Annotated in this window: 19 protein-coding genes and 1 pseudogene; 18 read left to right on the top strand and 2 right to left on the bottom strand. The window is 40.8% G+C overall.

Translation table 11 applies throughout. The features are described 5' to 3' along the window. Positions 1-42: 42 nt before the first annotated feature. The 5 genes from essC to V7L95_RS02715 all read left to right on the top strand — a co-directional run bounded on the left by essC (position 43) and on the right by V7L95_RS02715 (position 9,409). On the top strand, positions 43-4,518 hold the full coding sequence (gene essC, locus V7L95_RS02735) for a type VII secretion protein EssC (RefSeq protein ID WP_340967943.1): 4,476 nt from the start codon (positions 43-45) through the stop codon (positions 4,516-4,518). Then, positions 4,515-7,412, top strand: a complete 2,898-nt coding sequence (esaA, locus tag V7L95_RS02730) for a type VII secretion protein EsaA (RefSeq protein WP_265786132.1) — start codon at positions 4,515-4,517, stop codon at positions 7,410-7,412. The genes essC and esaA overlap by 4 nt, the downstream gene beginning before the upstream one ends. Next, positions 7,393-7,890 (top strand): type VII secretion protein EssA, encoded by a 498-nt coding sequence (essA, locus tag V7L95_RS02725; RefSeq protein ID WP_017367967.1) that lies wholly within the window; start codon positions 7,393-7,395, stop codon positions 7,888-7,890. Before esaA ends, essA begins: the two co-directional genes overlap by 20 nt. 97 nt (positions 7,891-7,987) lie before the next feature. Continuing rightward, the gene (locus V7L95_RS02720) at positions 7,988-8,731 is read left to right on the top strand and encodes a (S)-benzoin forming benzil reductase (protein WP_206116243.1); all 744 of its coding nucleotides are present in this window, start codon (positions 7,988-7,990) and stop codon (positions 8,729-8,731) included. 144 nt (positions 8,732-8,875) lie between these two features. After that, on the top strand, positions 8,876-9,409 hold the full coding sequence (locus V7L95_RS02715) for an HD domain-containing protein (protein WP_007500462.1): 534 nt from the start codon (positions 8,876-8,878) through the stop codon (positions 9,407-9,409). Here the strand turns inward: V7L95_RS02715 and V7L95_RS02710 are convergent. Further along, entirely contained in the window at positions 9,406-10,890 is a 1,485-nt protein-coding gene (locus V7L95_RS02710; RefSeq protein ID WP_017367965.1) for an alpha/beta hydrolase, read from the bottom strand. The two genes, V7L95_RS02715 and V7L95_RS02710, sit on opposite strands and share 4 nt — an antisense overlap. A 180-nt stretch (positions 10,891-11,070) precedes the next feature. On the opposite strand from V7L95_RS02710, the gene V7L95_RS02705 reads away from it, so the two are divergent. The 9 genes from V7L95_RS02705 to V7L95_RS02665 all read left to right on the top strand — a co-directional run bounded on the left by V7L95_RS02705 (position 11,071) and on the right by V7L95_RS02665 (position 17,452). Next, complete coding sequence (locus tag V7L95_RS02705) at positions 11,071-11,307, top strand: YuzF family protein (protein ID WP_003213721.1); 237 nt, start codon at positions 11,071-11,073, stop codon at positions 11,305-11,307. A 184-nt stretch (positions 11,308-11,491) separates the two neighbouring features. Then, positions 11,492-12,595, top strand: coding sequence for an AI-2E family transporter (locus V7L95_RS02700; protein WP_008345881.1), 1,104 nt, complete (start codon positions 11,492-11,494; stop codon positions 12,593-12,595). A gap of 68 nt (positions 12,596-12,663) precedes the next feature. Then, the gene (locus tag V7L95_RS02695; RefSeq protein WP_008345880.1) at positions 12,664-12,885 is read left to right on the top strand and encodes a spore germination protein; all 222 of its coding nucleotides are present in this window, start codon (positions 12,664-12,666) and stop codon (positions 12,883-12,885) included. Between the two features lie 101 nt (positions 12,886-12,986). Beyond that, on the top strand, positions 12,987-13,208 hold the full coding sequence (locus V7L95_RS02690; RefSeq protein ID WP_008345878.1) for a spore germination protein: 222 nt from the start codon (positions 12,987-12,989) through the stop codon (positions 13,206-13,208). A 94-nt stretch (positions 13,209-13,302) separates the two neighbouring features. Next, positions 13,303-13,551, top strand: a complete 249-nt coding sequence (locus tag V7L95_RS02685) for a YueH family protein (protein WP_340967941.1) — start codon at positions 13,303-13,305, stop codon at positions 13,549-13,551. Positions 13,552-13,578: 27 nt separating this feature from the next. After that, positions 13,579-13,986 (top strand): YueI family protein, encoded by a 408-nt coding sequence (locus V7L95_RS02680; RefSeq protein ID WP_041091828.1) that lies wholly within the window; start codon positions 13,579-13,581, stop codon positions 13,984-13,986. Positions 13,987-14,046: 60 nt separating this feature from the next. After that, positions 14,047-14,598, top strand: a complete 552-nt coding sequence (locus V7L95_RS02675) for an isochorismatase family cysteine hydrolase (RefSeq protein WP_008345872.1) — start codon at positions 14,047-14,049, stop codon at positions 14,596-14,598. A gap of 17 nt (positions 14,599-14,615) precedes the next feature. Further along, positions 14,616-16,085 carry a nicotinate phosphoribosyltransferase gene (locus V7L95_RS02670; RefSeq protein ID WP_007500472.1) on the top strand — a complete coding sequence of 490 codons (1,470 nt, stop codon included), beginning with the start codon at positions 14,616-14,618 and terminating at the stop codon, positions 16,083-16,085. Between the two features lie 140 nt (positions 16,086-16,225). Beyond that, positions 16,226-17,452: an HDOD domain-containing protein gene (locus V7L95_RS02665; RefSeq protein WP_039963853.1), complete on the top strand. Its 1,227-nt coding sequence runs from the start codon at positions 16,226-16,228 to the stop codon at positions 17,450-17,452. Positions 17,453-17,488: 36 nt separating this feature from the next. Here V7L95_RS02665 and V7L95_RS02660 read toward each other — a convergent pair whose 3' ends face one another. Beyond that, on the bottom strand, positions 17,489-17,842 hold the full coding sequence (locus V7L95_RS02660; RefSeq protein ID WP_017358939.1) for a hypothetical protein: 354 nt from the start codon (positions 17,840-17,842) through the stop codon (positions 17,489-17,491). Positions 17,843-18,347: 505 nt separating this feature from the next. Between V7L95_RS02660 and degQ the strand changes: the two genes are divergently transcribed. The 4 genes and pseudogenes from degQ to V7L95_RS02640 form a co-directional block, all read left to right on the top strand. Then, on the top strand, positions 18,348-18,488 hold the full coding sequence (gene degQ / locus V7L95_RS02655) for a degradation enzyme regulation protein DegQ (protein WP_003213123.1): 141 nt from the start codon (positions 18,348-18,350) through the stop codon (positions 18,486-18,488). Positions 18,489-18,639: 151 nt separating this feature from the next. After that, positions 18,640-19,554, top strand: coding sequence for a polyprenyl synthetase family protein (locus tag V7L95_RS02650; protein ID WP_108611759.1), 915 nt, complete (start codon positions 18,640-18,642; stop codon positions 19,552-19,554). After that, positions 19,551-19,718 (top strand): competence pheromone ComX, encoded by a 168-nt coding sequence (comX, locus tag V7L95_RS02645; RefSeq protein WP_108611760.1) that lies wholly within the window; start codon positions 19,551-19,553, stop codon positions 19,716-19,718. The genes V7L95_RS02650 and comX overlap by 4 nt, the downstream gene beginning before the upstream one ends. A gap of 57 nt (positions 19,719-19,775) precedes the next feature. Continuing rightward, positions 19,776-20,410 (top strand): annotated as a pseudogene (locus tag V7L95_RS02640) (histidine kinase); the annotation flags it as partial.

Raw genomic sequence — 20,410 nt, 5'->3', positions numbered from 1 at the left:
TACAACTGACAGTTGGTGCTGTCCGATGAGGAGGTGGAGCGTTTGAGTCTTCTATGGGTTTTTTATGAGGAAGATTATCAAACCGTCCGTTTAGATGAGCAGTTCAACCGGGAAGCTGTGATTGGACCTGAAATAGAGCATACAGTAACGATTCCTTCCCTTTCGTTTGATGAAGGATTGATTCGTTTATCTCCAGATGAAACGAATGACGGCTTTTCTCTTTATCAGGGCGAAAAAAAGAAAGGTCACTTACTTCCACATGAACCATATCAGGTTGGTTCACTCACACTCATGTTGATGGATTCACATCATGATCAAACCATTTATTACCTAGGAAATAGAGTCGAAGTGACTATTTCAAGTGAAGAAATAGATGAAGCGGATGTGTGGAAAGAAGAAGCCCATTCAATGTTTCAAGATGCCAAATCCTTCACGTTGGAAAAAATAGAAGGCACTTGGTATGTGATTCCCCAAGATGAAACGATCTATGTGAACGGGAAACAGCTGCACGGTCCACAGCAGCTTCTTGCTGGAGATGAGCTGTTTTGGAACTTTTTGACGCTGTCATTGAAAGATGATGATTTATTGCAAGTAACAGCATTTGAACCATTTCAAACACGTTTAGAAAAAACAAGGCCGCCGAGTACCGAAACGAAACAAAAATATCCTTTATACAGACGAACACCGCGTTTGATTTACGATCTGCCAGATGACCGGGTGTCTTTCAGCTTTCCTTCACAGGAGAGTGAAAATAACGGCAGAGGACTTTGGCTTGTAGTTCTCCCGCCGCTTGTCATGCTGATTGTCATGGGGATCGTGGCCCTTGTACAGCCGCGAGGCATCTTTATTGTCGTGTCGATGGCAATGTTTATTATGACGTTAATTACATCGTCCGTTCAATATTTTAAAGAGAAATCACAGCGCAAAAGACGAGAAGAGAAGCGGCAACGCGTTTACTCTCTTTACTTAGAAAATAAGCGGAAAGAGCTGCAAGGGCTGTATGACCGTCAACAATTTATTTTAACGTATCATTATCCATCATTTGAACAAATGAAATATTTGACGTCAGAAATTAGCGGGCGTATTTGGGAAAAGACACTTGTCAGTGATGATTTTTTACAGCTGCGTCTAGGGACAGGTGCAGTTCCTTCAAGTTATGAATTATCGACGAGCGGCGGCGATATGGCCAATCGTGACATCGATGATTTAATGGAACAAACCCAGCATATGCAAAACGTCTATCGCGAGGTAAAAGATGTACCGATTACGTTCGGTCTTGCGGACGGTCCAACCGGATTAATAGGAAAACCAGCAATTGTCAAAAATGAGCTTCACCAGCTTGTCGGCCAGCTTGCTTTCTCGCACAGCTATCATGATTTGAGATTTGTTTTTATCTTTAATGAACAGGAGTATGAGAACTGGGAATGGATGAAATGGCTGCCGCACTTCCAACTTCCTCATACATACGGAAAAGGGTTTATTTACAACGAACAAACACGTGATCAGCTCTTGTCTTCTATTTATGAAATTTTACGAGAGCGTGATCTGGAAGAGGAAAAAGAGAAAAAAATCTTTACGCCTCACTTTGTGTTTATCGTGACAAACCATGAACTCATTGCGGAACATGTGATTTTAGAATACCTAGAAGGCAGCCGGACGGATTTAGGCATCTCAATTATCTTTGCGGCAGAAACAAAGGAAAGCTTGGCTGAAAATATTTCAACGCTTGTTCGTTACATTAACGAAGAAGAAGGAGATATTCTCATTCAGCATAAGAAGGCCGTACGAATTCCATTTCAGCTGGATGCACATGAGCGAGCGGACAATGAGCTGTTTGCCAGAACCTTAAGAACATTAGATCATCAAGTCGGGATGACCAACTCGATTCCAGAAACGGTCTCCTTCCTTGACCTGTTTCATGCCAAACAGGTAGATGACATTGGCATTCGTGAAAAATGGCTGACATCTGAAACAGCAAAGTCATTATCTGTGCCTATCGGTTATAAAGGAAAAAACGATATTGTCGATCTGAATCTGCATGAAAAAGCACATGGACCGCATGGTCTGTTAGCAGGAACAACGGGATCCGGAAAAAGTGAGTTTTTACAGACGTATATTTTATCCTTGGCTGTTCACTTTCACCCGCATGAAGTGGCGTTCCTGCTTATTGATTACAAAGGAGGCGGAATGGCGCAGCCGTTCCGAAATATTCCGCACTTACTTGGTACGATCACAAACATTGAAGGTAGCAAAAACTTTAGTGAAAGAGCGCTTGCCTCTATTAAAAGTGAACTGAAGAAAAGACAGCGCTTGTTTGATCAGTATCATGTGAATCATATCAATGACTATACGAAACTCTATAAAGAGAAAAAGGCGGAACAGGCGATGCCTCATTTGTTCTTAATCTCTGATGAGTTTGCTGAATTAAAAAGTGAAGAGCCAGATTTTATTAGAGAGCTTGTCAGTGCCGCGCGGATTGGACGAAGTCTCGGTGTCCATCTCATTTTAGCGACACAAAAGCCCGGCGGGGTCATTGATGATCAAATTTGGAGTAACTCCCGCTTTAAGGTCGCATTAAAGGTACAAGATGCATCAGACAGTAAGGAAATTTTGAAAAATAGTGATGCAGCGTCAATTACTGTGACAGGTCGTGGATATTTACAAGTGGGGAACAATGAAATCTATGAATTATTCCAGTCGGCTTGGAGTGGTGCACCGTATATGGAAGATGGCTACGGATCAGAAGATGACATTGCCATTGTAACGGACACTGGACTGATCCCATTATCAGGGGTAAGTACAGAGCCAGCAGTGAAAAAAGAGACAGTGACGGAAATTTCCGCTGTTGTGGATGAAATTGAACGTATGCAGCAGGAGCTTGGAATTGAAAAGCTTCCGAGTCCATGGCTTCCACCGCTTGAAGAGCGGATTCCAAAAACACGTTATGCATCAAGTGAAGAGCACGTCTTCCATTTCGCTCTTGTCGATGAGCCAGATCAGCAAAGCCAGCATCCACTTTCTTATCAAATGATGGAGGATGGCAATATTGGCATCTTCGGTTCATCCGGCTACGGCAAATCACTTGCTGCAACCACACTGCTTATGAGCTTCGCAGAAAGATATTCACCTGAAGAATGGCATGCGTATATTTATGACTTCGGTAACGGCACCTTGCTACCGCTTGCCAAACTTCCGCATACGGCTGATTATTTCTTAATGGATCAAATGAGAAAGATTCAAAAGTCGATGAAGCGTCTTCGTGAAGAGGTTGAATATCGCAAGCGTTTATTTAGACAGCAGGAAATGAGTCATATCAAAATGTACAATGCGCTGAATGAGAAAAAGCTTCCATTCATATTTATCGTGATTGACAACTTTGACATTGTGAAAGACGAAATGCATGAACTCGAATCTGAATTTATTCAGTTAAGCCGTGATGGCCAATCGTTAGGCATTTATTTCTTAATCACAGCGACTCGTGTCAACGCAGTCCGTCAATCTCTTATGAACAACTTGAAAACAAAGATTGTCCATTACTTAATGGATCAAGGAGAGGCATACTCCATTATTGGCAGACCGAAATTCAGCTTAGAGCCGATTCCAGGACGAGTCATTATCAACAAAGAAGAGCTTTACTTTGCCCAAATGTTCCTGCCAGTTGAAGGAGAGAACGATCTCGAATTGTTTGAGCATTTAAAACAAGAGATCCAGCTTCTAGATGCTCGCTTTGAATCAGCTGAAAAACCAAAACCTGTGCCGATGCTTCCTGATAAGCTGACCATTTGGGAGCTAGAGAGTCGCTTAGAAGAACAAAAACAGCCGTATCACATTCCAGTCGGACTAGATGAGGAATCTGTTGCACCTGTTTACTTTGACTTGAAGAAGAATAAACACTGCCTCATCATCGGTCAAACGCAGCGAGGGAAAACAAATGTGACCAAACTAATGCTTGATCAGCTATTAGTAGCAAAACCTGAGAAGCTGGCCGTCTTTGATTCGATTGATCGGGGGCTCTCTCATTATGCAAAAGAAGAAAACATTGATTACCTTGAAACAAAGGATGATATCACAGAATGGGCAGAGGAAATAGATCGTTTATTCAAGGTGCGTGAAGAGATGTACGTCGAAGCTGTGCGCCGAGGAGAGACTGATCAGTTGTCGTTCTCTCAAATTGTGCTTGTGATTGATGGCATTACGCGTTTTCAGCAGACAATCGACCCACGCCTTCAAGATCAATTGGCTGATTTCATGAAATCATATGCACACTTAGGCTTCAGCTTGATCGCATCAGGAAATCATACCGAATTCAGTAAAGGCTATGATGCACTCACAAACGAAATCAAACAAGTTCGTCATGCCATGTTACTGATGAAAAAATCAGAGCAAAACATCATACCGCTTCCGTATGCAAGACAAGAACCAGAGATTCAGCCAGGATTCGGATATTTGGTTGAAAACGGGAAAGAGAAGAAAATCCAGGTTCCTTTATGTGCGGTAGAAAGGAAGAGTGTTCAATGACAGAACAGCAAAAAAGCTCCATCAAAATCGTGTCGACCATGATACTGATTCTCGTCTTGCCGGTTCTATTTTTCCATCTCATTGGGGATGATCCGGCAAAACAGAAAAAGAATGCCACACGTAACATAGCCGTGGTCAATGAGGATATGGGGGCGAGCGAAAGTGAAAATACCGCTCGTTTCGGACAGGATGTGGTGGCGGCATTATCAGAGCGTCCAGATTACACATGGACAGTCGTCAATCGAAGTGCGGCAGAAAATGGCCTGAAAAATAGAAAGTACGATGCAGTTCTTTATATTCCATCTGACTTCTCTAAAAATGTGCTGAGCTATGATAAGGATCATCCTGAGAAGGCATCTATCCAATTCTCAATCCAAGATCAGCTCAATGCAGTGAATAAAGAAAAAGTACAAAGAGAGCTAGAAAATGCTCAAAAGAAAATGAATGAACAAATGTCGACTTTATATTGGAGTTTTGTATCACAGGAAATCGGCAATGTCAGAGAAGAGTTTGAGCATATTGTTGGTAAAGAGGTCGAATTCCAAAACACGATGTACAACTTCTATAAGCCAAATTCAAACAAACTATCTGATGCCGTCCAGCAGCAGAAGAAACAAATAGAAGAACTAAAAAATGCGATGGCCGATTCACAAAAACAGTATAAAGACGGTTTAAGTACAACAGAAGAAGCGAAAGGCCAGCTGAAGGATTTCGTAAAAGTAGTCGATCAATATCAGCAGTATCAAGACAAACAAAAGGATCTCTTGATCAAAGCGCAATCGACAAGCAAAAAACAAATCCAGCAAGGACTCAAACAGCTTGCGGAGATTCAAAACCAAAACGCCCGCAGCTTTAGCGATCAAATGGGCGGACTCAAAACCGATATCAATGGGGTCCAAAGTCAGCTTAAAACAACGGACAGCGCAATTCAATCTGTTCAAAGGGCAAGAGAAGACGTAATTCCTAAGCAATCGTCGGGATTAACGGACCTTGTGAAGGCGTCTCAAGAAGAACTATTGAAGAATTATGAAGGTCAATACTTAGAGGCCTATAAAAGTAAGATCATCGCCTTGCAGAATAAGCTAGAGACAAAAAGGCAAGAGTTAATGAACGCGCCCGAGCAGCCAGCTGATCCTGATGATGACGGGCAATCAGATCAAGATAACGAGAACCCAGAAGAGATTGGCATTAACTTAGATGATGAAACAAATGAACTCTCGCAAATTTCATCGGAAATGAACGATCTAGCTGATCAATTAGAAGATCAGACTGCACCTCCTACTAATGAAGATGATAAAGAGAGTGAAAATGGCCAGGATGCTGTTCAGCCAGATAACAGCGGCACGAATCAATCAAAAGACGACCTGAAAGCACTGTCTAATCGTTTAGAAGAAGTGAAAAAGAAGATTCAAGAAAAAGCGGCCGCTCATAACGACCAATTGAAAGACAAAGTAAGTCAAATGAGTAAGGAGCTTGAAAGCCTCACGAAAAAAGTAGAGAAGCTTGAAAAGATGATTCTAAGGTTACAAGATCGATATAACGTCATTCCGAATGAAATCAAAAATCAGGAATCCTCTATTTTAAACAAAGTGCAAGAGCTGAAACGAGTAAACTCGCCGATTGGCAACACTGTGAATACGAAAATATTTGATCAAGAGTTTAAAACAAATTCAACAAGCACCAAAAAGTTAATGGAATACTCCAATCAACTGTCTCAGCTAGAGATGATGCTTGGGAATCTATATCAACCAACAAACAATTCATCTCTACTAGACACAAAAGGAGATGAAATCCAGTCCATCCTTTCCATCAAAAAAGAAGAAACGGAAAACTGGGATACACTCAAAAATCAGATGCTGACGTCAAATGATGATGTGTCTACCTTTATTGATGAGATGCAAAAATTCTCAGATGGCTACGCAGAATACATTTCGACTCAGCAGGCAAGCATGGAACAGGAGTTAAATGCCATTTCTGAAAGTGCGGACACAGTAGCTGAACAAATGGCTGATCAAGGAGATGCGGTGTATACGGCAGACCTTGCGGGCAGTTCGATTGTTGTGAGTGCACAGGATTCAATTGGTCAGGAAGTGCTTCGTCTTTCTGAAAATATGAGTTCGTTAACCGACCGCCAAAAAGGGGTGGCGGATTATACGAATAATATTGAAGAAAGTGTCACAACCGTTCAAGAAAAAGCAGATACGTTGAACGAAAACTGGAGTAAGAATGTCAATTCTACGAAGCTTGTTCAACAAGATTTGAAGGGTATTTTAGGCAACACTTTAGACGATCAAGGCAACAGCAACTATGTGTATAACCATTTAGCCAATCCGCTGAAAATTAGCGGCGATGTGCCAGAAGAAAAAACGCAGACTGTACCGCCAGTAGTCATTTTGGTTATTGTCATGATCAGCAGTTTGTTGATTGGCTTTTTTAGCTCGTACTATGCGTCAGCGCCAATGCTGGTCAAAGGTGCACTGTTTGGTATTTTAAATCTGTTAGTCGGGCTCATGATCAGCCTGTTTGGACTCAACATTTACAAACTAGCTGATGACCAAGCCATTCAATGGTCCATCTTTACGATTTTGCTGCTAGTGGCATGCTCTGCCTTTATTCGCACAGCTTTCCTTTTCGGTTCAATTGCCGGATGGATGGCAGCAACGGCGCTTATATTCTTCTTTGTTGCACCGTTAATTGATTTGGTCATGCCAAACTTCCATTTTACAAATCCAGTGACAGACGTGTATCTGTCTATCCAATATGGAAATGGAGACAACTTCGGTATGGGCATCACAGGGCTACTGATTTTAACGATATTGTTCATGGTCATTCCACTAGTGAAGAAGCTATGGAAAGACAAAACAGAGGAACGTGATGTCACTCATGAGGCTTAATCTATTCGTCAAAGGGATGGCACTTGGTGTCATATCCCTTTTTCTCCTCAGTCCTGCTGCTTTTGCTGCTACAGGTGAAGATACGGATACGAATGTCAAGCCGAATGAATATCAAGAAAAGAACCTCAATATTAATTCGAGTATATTGAGGGATCAAACGAAATACGAACAAAGCAAAACAACATCTAAAGTCAAAACGGACATTCACTTTGCTGACCCGCCTAAGACCTCTGGTGGTCAACTTTCGCCACAAATTTTTAGTGATCTGAAAGAAAATCCGCCTAAAACGCCAGCTCGTATGATGAAAGAGATGAATATCTCTTTCAGCGATTCGGCTGTATCAACGCCTTCTGGCGATGATCATGAAAAGCAGAGATCGGCGCTTCTGCCAATCATTTTTGGCATCTTGATCGCCTGTGGCATCATTGTCATGATCATTCTGATTCCAAAAGTGAATGTGAAGACGGAAAAGAAATAGCCTGCCTTTTGAAAAGGGCAGGCTTTTCTTTATGCAGATTGCTTGATGTGATACCGATTCACTATTTAAAATAGTGTTATCAAGGGAGGAGATTGTCATTCGAATTTCAATCGTTACAGGCGGATCAAAAGGATTTGGTTTAGCACTTGTCAAACAGCTACTTTCACGTGGGGATAACGTGTATACCGCTGCAAGAAGTGAGTCGCCACTATCCCACCCACACCTCACGCATTCACAGGTTGATCTCACTGATGAGGAATCGGCTGCAAAGTGGCTTCAGGGCATCTTGTCCTCGCAAACTCTCGCAGACGCTGATGACGTCTTGCTTGTCAATAATGCAGGAATGGTGACTCCTATCAAACGTGCAGGGCAAGGCGGAGAGGATACGCTTCATCAGCATTATACGCTGAACCTTGTCATCCCTGTTTTGCTCAGCCATGTGTTTGTGAGGGAGACACAATCTCTTGATGGGAAGAAAACCATCGTGCATCTTTCTTCTGGGGCAGCTAAAAACCCGTACAAAGGATGGAGTGCCTATTGCAGTTCAAAAGCAGGGCTTGATATGTTTATGAGGACTTTACATGAGGAACAGCAGGACGAAGCATATCCTGTCACCACGTTTTCCTTTTCACCCGGTACGATTGATACGGATATGCAGGGAGAGATTCGGAAATCTTCCAAACAGGACTTTGAACAAATTGAGCGGTTTCAGCAATTACATGAAACAGGTACGCTAAAGAGCCCAGATGAAGTGGCCGGTATTTTACTAGACCTACTAGCAGATGACCCAGCTAGCGGTTGTGTATACGATGCCCGTGAGTATGAAAAAAAGCAGTCATAACGGCTGCTTTTTTCGTATTGTACAAGCAAAGACAGCTTATCGAGCATAAGCTAATTTTGAGACTCATCGGAAATATGACAGAACATTTGAGTTTCTTTTCAGAATATGTTAGGATGCTAAAAATATAGATAAGGAGGGGTTTCCATGAGAAAGGTTACATTAATGGATGTTTACACCCATCCAGTCGCTCAAAAATATTTAAATCGTTCAGGAAAAGCCCACGCCATTGCTTGTGCTTATCACGCATTCAAACTGGCGATGCAGGCGGGGATTAACCCGGATCTTGCTGTGAAAGCAGCACTCTTGCATGACATCGGCCACTATGAATGGTATACAGCAGGCGGAGAATGGGATTACGAGACATATAGACGAAATGATATTCATGCCATTAAAGGGGCAGAGCGGGCACATAAACTGCTCATACGGCTCGGCGAGGAACCAAAAGCAGCCAAAGAGATTGCCCTTGCGATTTTGCTTCACACAGATTCATATTTGCCAGAGGGCGACCTGCATAAGGACACACTCCAGCAAATTGTGAAGAAAGCAGATGAAATGGACGAAGAGCCTGGTGGACACCATCATTACAGACAAATAGATGAATCACTTGCGCTCAAAAAAATTGCTGATTTGGATGAGAAGGTGCAGCAGGCGCTTCAGCCCATGAAACGCTCTGTTTAATATGGAATATCTCCATGAATCGTTCCGTGCTGATCCACATACAATGTGCGGATCACAGTACGGTTAAATGCCGACGTCCCTGACGCAGTGAGACCTGTGTAATGAACCGTGACGGAATAAGCACCTTCTTTTTTCAATTGAACGGCAGATGAAGAGCTCGTTTTCAGTGGATGATCCAACTCGGCATCTTTAAAATAAGTGGTCTCTACAGTTTTGCTTAATCGTTTAATCAGCTTGCTCGAATGTGTCGATGCATCTCCTGATTTCGCTGCAGCGATTTTGATTTCTTCATTCAATGGTGAATCAAAGGATACAAGTAGCAAATAAGGATCCTTTTTTCCTGAATTTGATCGAATCGTCCATTTTCCTGGAACGGGTTTATTGATTTGCACATGGTGTGAATAGGCGCCTTCATATGGGAATGATGCTTCGGATGTCGTCAAATTGGTTAAGACATCTCCATTTGGCGCAACGATTTCCGGATTGGCTTCCTGTCTTTCATTTAACCACTGAATCGATAGGCCATTCGTTCCTTCCTCTACATAGAACGCTTCTGTTTTATCCTTTTCACTTTCTCCACCTTTCACATAAACGTTTGTATTTAGCTCCGAAGAGACTGGTTCTTGCTCTTGTTCGTCTTCACTTTCAGCGCTTGCGGTACTTGCACGCAGCTGTGCCTGAAATACGGGGAACATGCTTGTGCCGTTTTTGATCGAAAAGTGATCCCATTTTCCTGTTAAAATATTGTTTGCATATGCTAGCTTTGTGCTGCTGACCGTCACAGCGCCATCGTTTGCACCAAAGCTTTTTAAATACATGCCGCCTAAATAAAGCACTCCGCCAAAGGTTCCCCAATCTGAACCAGAATAGGTTACATACTTATGAGGGAACGTCTCCAGCTGGTCGGTTTCACTTCGAAAAGCTGCCATCATCCCGGTTTGCAGAGAATAGAGCGCGTCGCTCTTTTGTCCAAGGATTTGCGCAAGCCAGCTTCCGCCTTTGCTATAGGCTAAATCCGCAAGCGGCGTCCCATAGTGTGGAGAGCCAAGTGTGATGACTTTCTCTACATATGGATGAGCGTTGTAATACACGAGGGCAGCCTGCGTATCCACTCCGCCTTTACTATGACCGATTATGATCAGTTTTCTGCCGAAAAATTCATAGATTTCTTTTAACTTTTCTGCTAATAGTTTCCCATTCTTTTTCATGTCCTGATCTGGATACAAATCTATGAACGCGCTTTCGTATCCGTTCAGAACAGCTTGTTTTGCCATATCGTTTCGATCAGACCATGTGGAGGAAGAACTGTTTATGCCATGAACAAAAACAAGTGGGGGTTTTGACAGGTCTTTTTGTACCGGTTCTTCTCCTTTAAACCACTTCCCTGGTGTACCAGGTGCATCTCCAATTGTGCCTGCGTGCGCATAACTTGCAGAGGATAGTAAGAGCATGACAGCAACGATACAGATTAATTTTTTCAAGATCATTCACCTCTTCAAATAATTTAAGATGTTGGCAGCACCAATCTATTATACTTCTAAAAATTGTAAAAAAATACGAAATGTAAAAATACGGTAATAATGTTGTGGGTTTGCTGAGTGACACTCACATGGGTCATTGCATACGCTGTGGGTAAATACACAAGTAAAGGGGCAGGTAGCATGGCACAACAAGGAAGTCCACAGCTTGTTTCATTAGTTGATCCATATGTTTATCAAACATTGCAGAAAGTAGTCGGTATGAGATTGATTGTTCAAACAGTGAAAGATACAGTACGTGGAAAGTTGAAGGAAGTGATGCCGGATCATATTGTGATTGAGGCGGGGGCAAAATCAGTGTTTTATGTGCGGATCCAGCAAATCGTGTCGGTGATGCCTGATCACAGTGAAAGAGTGTAGCAAGCAGACGCACAGGTGTCTGCTTTTTTCAATGCTTACAGAATGTATATCTGGAAAAAGTGCATGATATACCAATTGTTCTTTTTTTTTCAAAAAATATGGTTCTAAAACAAGAAGCAGTTGACAGAAGGTGGGTTGAATAGTAGTTTTTTAATAAGGTCAATACGTAACAGGAGGAGCATCTTTGTTAAAATCTAAAGTTCATTTTTGGACATTCCAAATATTACTGGTTTTACTGATTGTGTATGTATCAACAAAAGTTTCATTTTTATTTCAGCCGATCATTTTATTTGCTTCAACGTTGTTTGTTCCTATTTTACTGGCAGGTATTCTCTTTTTCATCTTTAATCCGATTGTTCGATTTTTGTCGAAGAAGATACCTAGGACGCTCGCCATTCTGATTATTTATCTCCTATTCATCGGGCTTATCACGTTTGTTGTCAATGCTGCTGGACCTGTCATTGTCACGCAGGTGGGTGGACTTGTCAAAAGCTTCCCGGGGTATGTCACGGACATGCAGAAATTTATCAACGACTTCTCGCATTCTAAAACATTTACGTGGATGATGAACCAAGATTATGTGTCTGTTTCGAAGTTTGAACAGTCGATCGTTTCGACATTAAAAGATTTACCGGAAAATATTGCTTCCAGTATGTCGGCGGTGTTTGGCGTGATTGCGAATATTGCCCTCGCTGTCATTACCGTTCCATTCATTTTATTTTACATGCTAAAAGACGGGCATAAGTTTCCGGACAAGCTCGTTCAATTTTTGCCAATGCCTTACCGTAAGGAAGGATTGAAGATTTTTAAAGAATTAAACGATACGCTTGCTGCTTACATACAAGGGCAAATCGTTGTTTGTTTATTTGTCGGAGTTGCTTGTTTTATCGGATACTTATTAATTGGTGTGAAATATGCGCTCATTCTCGGCATCATTATTGCGGTGACAAACGTCATTCCATATCTTGGGCCGTATCTTGGTGCGGCACCAGCTGTGCTCATTGCTTTTCTTGATTCGCCTGGAAAAGCGGTTGTGACTGTTATTGTCATTCTTGTTGTTCAGCAGATCGATGGAAACGTCATTTCTCCATTGATCATTGGAAAACGTCTCAACACACATCCGTTAACAATTATCTTGCTATTAATTGGGGCAGGAAGTTTTGGCGGAATCCTTGGCATGATTTTTGCCGTTCCTGTCTATGCGCTGCTGAAAGCCATCACACTCAATATTGTCAGATTGGTTCAGCTGCGTCAGCGCTCTCGAAAAGAACAACATCTAAACGTTTAGGACAGATGCACAACTTTTCCCTTTTTGCATAACATAACTCACATAAGCGAATAGGGAGGAGAAGGAAGATGCCTGCGATTGTTGGACCCATCCATATTGAGTCTTTAGGCGGAAACGGCTCGGCTACTTTTGGTGACGTTCTCGCCATTGCCCCTTTGGCTGTAGATCACTCGACCGGTGGAGCGGGCGCTTTTAATTCAGGTGATTATATGTCCCTGACAAGCGATCCGAATGCCACCATGCTTTGGGACTTTACACTGTTTGGCCAGCCTCAATCATTTAATGCATAAAAGACAGCTGATCATATGACATATCAGCTGTCTTTTTTATGTTGTATAGACACGTATTGTTCCGCTAGGCATATGATGAGGGTAGTAAAGGTGGTGGAAAGATGCCAGCAATTGTTGGACCCATTCATATTGACCGTGTCATAGGAAACGGTTCTGCACATTTCGGCGATGTGTTTGCCATTTCGCCAAAAAGTGTGGATCATTCCGCTGGTGGTTCAGGCACCTATAATGCAGGAGACTTTGTTCAATTTTTCAACAATCCGAACGTCACATTTGTTTGGGATTCAAACCTCATCAGCCAGCAAAAGAGCTTTAACGCATAGCCAGCTTTGAAAGGGTCTCCTTTTCAGAAGCTGTCTTTTTTTATGGTACAATGGATAGAAGAAGGAAGAAGAAAAAGGGGGGAAAACACATCAAATGAAAATAAGAAAAGCGCATCTGACAAGCGAGCAACCAACAACCTACAATGTATATTTACATGAAAATAAAAAAGAATATAAAACGCTTGTCGCTGTACCTGATATGGAATGGAGTATTTCTATCGCGTATGAAGACGAAAAAACGCAGCTTGAGCAAGCACTAGAACAATCTTTAAACAAAAGAGTAGAAATAGACGAAGCCCGTGAACTTGCACAAAAAATTGTGCACTGGGTCACAGAAATGTAAATTCAGAAACCAGGAGTGAACACAGCAATGAAAGAAGAATCCGTAGACTTTTATTTGCAGCAAGGGATATTTGGACATGCTGAAACAAAACCAGATGAACGAAGAATGTTTCTCGGCTCATTAAGAGAACGTGCTCTTCTCGCTCTGACAAAAGGACAAGTATCGAGACATAAATCGTATCAAGAGGTAGAGCAAGTATTGAAGGCAAACCGAGAGGCCACTGTTCTTTTAAATGGTGAATTGTCATATGCTTCTTATTCTCCATATGTCAAAATGGCAAATGCCGCTGGTTGTTCTTTTAAAGTGGTCAACCATCACGAGTCACATTCACCTTTTGGGCTTGTGATAGAGGTGCCGCATGCGATCAATCAAGAGCACATCTATGTAGAAGATGAGCTTTTTCAAAAAGCTTTTTCTCGTGAATCTGTTGAATAGGTTTCCCTAGTGAAATGAATAAGCTATAATGATTCAAAAGAGCATATGGGAGAGATGCGGATGGGCAAAGCATTGATTTGTATTGATTATACAGTTGATTTTGTTGCAGACGATGGAAAACTGACGTGCGGAAAGCCTGGACAGGCGATTGAGTCGAAGATCACAGAGATCACTTCCTCATTTATTGATGAAGGACACTTTGTTGTTTTTGCCGTCGATCATCATGAAGAGCAAGATCCATATCATCCAGAGACAAAGTTATTTCCGCCCCATAATATTCGCGGGACAGAAGGAATTGAACTTTACGGAAAACTAAGTTCACTATTTCACACGTCAACACATTTAAATCATGTCTATTATATGGAAAAAACAAGATACTCTGCTTTTGCAGGCACTCAATTAGAAATGAAACTGCGCGAGCGTGGCATCACTGAACTTCACCTAGCCGGAGTGTGTACCGATATTTGTGTACTTCATACAGCTGTTGATGCGTACAATAAAGGCTTTGAACTTGTGATTCATGAGAATGCCGTAGCGAGTTTTAATGAAGCGGGGCACGAGTGGGCACTTTCTCACTTTGAGCATACGCTTGGTGCGAAAGTGGTTAAGTAAGGGAAGGAGAATGGAAGTTGGAGCATCGGTTTATTGACGACAGTTTATCACTACATACAGATCTTTATCAAATTAACATGGCAGAAACGTATTGGAGAGACGGCATTCATGAGAAGAAGGCAGTCTTCGAACTCTTCTTTAGAAAGCTTCCATTTGACAACGGCTTCGCTGTATTTGCTGGTTTAGAGAAAGCGATTGAATATTTATCGGACTTCTCTTTCACCGAGAGCGACCTTGCATATTTAAAAGATGAACTCGGTTATAAAAGCGATTTCATTGAATACTTAAGCGGATTGTCATTTACAGGGACACTTCATTCAATGAGAGAAGGAGAAATTGTCTTTGCGAATGAACCTATTATGCGCATCGAGGCAACACTTGTTGAAGCGCAGCTAATTGAAACGGCACTGCTCAACATCGTGAACTTCCAGACGCTAATTGCAACAAAGGCGGCTCGTATTAAAGGAATCATTGAAGATGAGACAGCATTAGAATTCGGAACAAGACGTGCGCATGAAATGGATGCAGCCATGTGGGGAGCAAGAGCAGCACTGATCGGCGGATTTCAGGCAACAAGTAATGTCCGTGCAGGGAAACGCTTCAATATTCCCGTATCAGGCACACATGCCCATGCCCTTGTACAAGCATATCGCGACGAATATACTGCATTTAGAAAATATGCCGAAACACATACAGACTGTGTCTTTTTAGTGGATACATATGATACGGTCAGATCAGGCATTCCAAATGCGATTAAGGTAGCGAAAGAATTCGGAGACAAGATCAACTTTATTGGGGTCAGACTTGATAGCGGAGACCTTGCCTACTTGTCTAAAAAGGCGAGAACGATGCTGGATGAAGCTGGATTCCATGACGCCAAGGTCATTGCATCAAGCGATCTTGATGAACACACCATTATGAACTTAAAAGCACAAGGTGCAAAAATTGATGTATGGGGTGTTGGAACGAAACTGATTACCGCATTCGATCAGCCAGCTCTTGGTGCTGTATATAAGCTTGTATCGATTGAAGAAAACGGTCAGATGAATGACACGATCAAAATTTCTTCTAACCCAGAGAAAGTGACAACACCAGGCCGTAAACGAGTGTATCGCATTATCAATCAATTGAATCATCACTCTGAGGGAGACTACATTGCCCTTGAAGAAGAAGATGTTCAAAGTGAAGATAAGCTGAAAATGTTCCATCCAGTTCATACATTTATCAGCAAATTTGTGACAAATTTTGTGGCAAAGGACCTTCATGTCCCAATTTTTGAACAAGGGAAGCTGGTGTATGATAATCCAGATATCCAAACGATTCAAGCATATGTGCAGGACAGTCTCGGACTCTTCTGGGAGGAATACAAACGAATCAGCAAACCAGAAGAATACCCAGTCGATTTGAGTCAAAAATGCTGGGATAATAAGATGCAGTTTATCCATGATGTGAAAAATAAAATCAAAAAAGAGCTTTATGAAAGCTGATTACCCCGGGAAAGGAGATCATCAAGCCAGATGGTCTCTTTTTTTTCATGTTGGACGATTCAAAATGAACCTTATGAGCAATCATTTGGTATACTGAAAGCACATCTTGTTTGTCATTGCATAAAGGAGGAATGGAGCAGTTGAGGGTGTTTGTTGCAAGGCAGCCTATTTTTAACAGAAAAGAACAAGTCGTATCATACGAGCTGCTTTATAGAGATAGTGAAACCAATACATATAGCGCTGAAGATGGTGATCAAGCGACAACGGACCTCATTATCAATAGTTTTTTAAACATTGGCATCGAAACACTGACAGAAGGAAAACGATGCTACATCAATTTCACCGAAAGCTTGCTTTCGTCTGATCTGCTCACTTATTTTGATCCACATCAGCTTGTGATCGAAATATTAGAAAATGTACCGATTACCCCGGCACTTATTATGAGATGTAAGCAATTAAAAAAGTGGGGATACACGATTGCGCTCGATGATTTCTTTCTGAGCGGAACACATTTTCATGACAAGTTACTCGATGAACTCCTCTATTGCATTGATATTTTAAAAATTGATTTTCTGAAAACAACATGTGAAGAACGAAGAGACATTTTACATACATATAAAAAGTATCGACTTCGATTCCTTGCTGAAAAGGTAGAAACGCGAAAAGAATATGAAGAAGCGTTAGAAGCTGGCTTCCATTTGTTTCAAGGATATTTCTTTAGTGAGCCGCACGTCATTTCGGGACGAGCCTTATCGACTAGCTTCCACGCATACCATCAGCTATTGAATGAGCTGAGCAAGGAGCAGCCGAATATTCAGACCGTGACGCACTTTATAGAAAGTGATCTTTCCCTTTCATATCAATTATTAAAAATGCTGAATTCTGGCGGCATGAGACGTCTTTATCAAATCAAGAGCATTCGTCAGGCGATTATCCTGCTTGGGTTTAATGAAATACGGCGATGGATCTTTATCCTTTCATTTAAAGAACTGAATGTCCAAGCCAACTCAAGCCAAAAGGAAATCATCAAAATGTCGTTCATTCGTGCCAAAACGTGTGAACTCATTGCTAGTCGGACTGAACGAGAGCATCCCGCTTCTTATATGCTAACAGGTATGTTTTCACTTATTGATACGCTTGTCAGGGCGGACATTACTGAACTTGTGAAAGAACTGCCTCTTTCGGATGAAGTAGGTGAGGCACTGCTTGGCTATGAAAATGACTATTTCCTTGTGTTAGAGATTGCCAAACGTATTGAACGAAATGAATGGGATGATGAAATGTTAGGTGGAAGTCTCCCTAAGCAGGAAGCCTACGGCTGTTATATAGAAGCCATTGAATGGTGTCATAAAATGTTTGAATCTTAAGAAAAGCCGCTCCCACTAGAGCGGCCTTTTTCTTTGTTATCCCCACTGTAAAAGTAGAAAAAGCCTACTGGAAGAGAGGGATAAGTAGATACGGATGCCTTCTGGACTAAAGCGGATATCGATATTGCTTTTCACCCCAATCTGCTTCAGCATTCGAATCACACTTGCGGTGTCAGCACGTTCAGCAGCTTCCATGATTCGCTGTCCAAACGAAAGCGAACCGGAAATCTGCTGTGTAATGAGGGATGCATCAGCCACGAGACGGGTTGATTCCTTTGCAGCCTTTTGAAACGCATGAGCATCTACTGGAGGAAAAGTCATAGGTGTTCGCAGGTATGCGTTCCCCATTGCGGGAACCTGCAAAGGCGGATAAGGAACATAGTAAAACACATGGTCACCTCTTCTCTCATTGAAGTGAATTTGGACGGATATCTGTTCTAAATGTATGAAGAAAATCCGAATAAAGAATCAAAATGATCTTTCTATCTTTGCATATTCATCATAAAAATAGGTACTTTTGCGGTCAATTTCGGTGAATGTCGCCAAAAAATTGCGGTGTCTACAGTAGAGCCTGTCGTCTGACCTATAACATGAAAAACCGAGGAAACAGAAGGGATCATACGTTCTGTTACACAAGAATTGTGACGAATGATGCCTGTTCATGTCGCAAAAATGACGTATTTCCTTTGAAATTGAGATAAAAGTATCATTTGAAAAGTCTGAAAATGATGAAAAAAGACCTATTGAATTTTGCGGTATCACGCACACATTTTGTGCATACTTTTCGGTGAAAAAATACTCAATAGCATTTACACTGTTAGTAACAGATCAAATACTTATGACCCAATCAACATACACAAATACATTGATCTTCCAAAAAAGGAGAGTGGAATCGATGGAAAAGTATGAAATCGAAGAACTTAAACAACTATTATGGAAACTTGAAAACGAAATTAGAGAAACAACGGCTTCTCTTCATAACATTAACAAAAGCATTGATCAATACGACAAATATGAATATGTGAAAATTTCTTAAAGACTTGATAACCATCAAGTCTTTTTTTTATCCAAATACATACAAAAAAAGGATATATTATTATATAATTGTTAAATAGTGATGTCAGTGGACATTTGCTTATTTCTTTTTAGTAAAATAAGAGGCGAGAGGGTGAGGATCAAGATCGAGTATGCTAAACTATCTAGAGAATACAAAAATCAAGCAGAAAATGTCTGATTTTATTCAACATGCAGTCAGGCAAAATGATTTACAAAAGCTGCTTCTCGAATTTACAGATATAAAGAATGAATTTCCTTTTGGACAATTGGCTTACCAACATTATGAGGCATTTGGCGGACAAGACGAGCAAGCGATTACAAAACTGGCAGCAGGGATTGAACTTCTCATCTTATCTGCCGATATATTAGATGATATTGAAGATCAGGACAATGATTCGTATCCTTGGATGAACGTCAACCAAGGGGTGGCCGTGAATGCTTCTACGTATTTGTACACATCAAGCATTCAGTTCATTACATCTTTATATGAAAATAATTCTCAACTGATAGAGAAATTATTCCATCTTATCAAGATGTCAATGGAAGGACAGCATGAAGATTTACGTCATATGCATGGAACAGAAGATGAGTGTTTAGAGGTTTTAAGAAAGAAATCAGGATCATTAACAGCTCTTTCTAGTGTGCTGGGGGTTTATTTAGCGACAAGGGAAATCAACGAAATCGTCGAATCTTATTCAATATATTATGGTGTTGCTGAACAGATCAGTAACGATTTTTTTGCGTTATTTTCAAAAACAAACGGAGATTTGCAAAAAAAACAAACACTGGCGTTTAGTTATTTGCATAGAGAGTTTAATGATGCCAGTCAAGAGCTGCTTGCGTTCTTTTCTGGCCGTCTAGATGAGTCGGAGCTAAAGTCATTTCAGCTGAAGCAGAAATTACTTGAAGCTGGTTTGACTCAGTACATGGTATCTATGAGAGAGATTATGCTGTTAAAAATGAGGCAGGGAATGGAACAACTTGACTTACCTACAACAAAGAAGGAACAACTATATGTATTTATGACGAAGGAGGGCAATGATTGAACATTCAAAATATCATTGCATATTTAATGAAAAATCCAGGTGTGATTGATGAGTTGAAATCTGGAAATGCAAGCTTAATTCATGCTGATGCCCAAACCACTGCAGTTATTATAAAAAGTGTGAAAAAGGGATACATGAGTACGAGATACATCTGGGAATATTAATTTTAAGTTCAATATTGCATTATCATTTTACGATCTTTTCTTAAGGATGTTTTAAAAATGAAGCTTACCTATACAAAATGGTCCACAATTTTTGTGTTTTTGTCTTTTTTATTTGTGATCTATATTTCTTATATATATGTTTTTGATATTTTTAATGGAGCACGCGTAGAAAAGAATGGACACGGTCAAACGGAAGTAGTTAATGTTGAATATCTTTCTTTAGCTTATTCTTCAGGCTTAAAAGAGGGAGATATAATATTAAAGATAAACGGACAGTCTAATTTAATTCAAGACCATATGATCAATGGTAAGCTTAGAAATGTACAAAGGATTGATATTCAAAGAGGCAACCAAATCATTTCGCTTAAAAATAAGACGTTGATTGGCAGAGAAAGTTTGTTTGTCTATTTAATTCCTCTTCTTCTCTATTCAATATGCTTATTCTGTATCTTTTTTATTATTAAAATCAATAAGGAACCACAACGAAAATCTGCTTTTCTATTAATTTTGTTCCTATTATCAATTTGTGTCGGGTATTTGAGCGCAGGTACTTCAGGAATTGGAGATAAATTTAGCCATTATGTTCTTTTTTTGTGTTTATCTAGTGTGTCCATCTTATATATTCACTTTATCTATCAATATTTCAAGGAATTTGATGTTCACATAACGAATCTCAAATTAATTAAGTGCTT

Source organism: Bacillus sp. PPSBB_11, from assembly GCF_038023285.1.
Lineage (GTDB): Bacteria > Bacillota > Bacilli > Bacillales > Bacillaceae > Bacillus > Bacillus altitudinis.
This window is presented reverse-complemented; position numbering and strand designations above follow the sequence as displayed.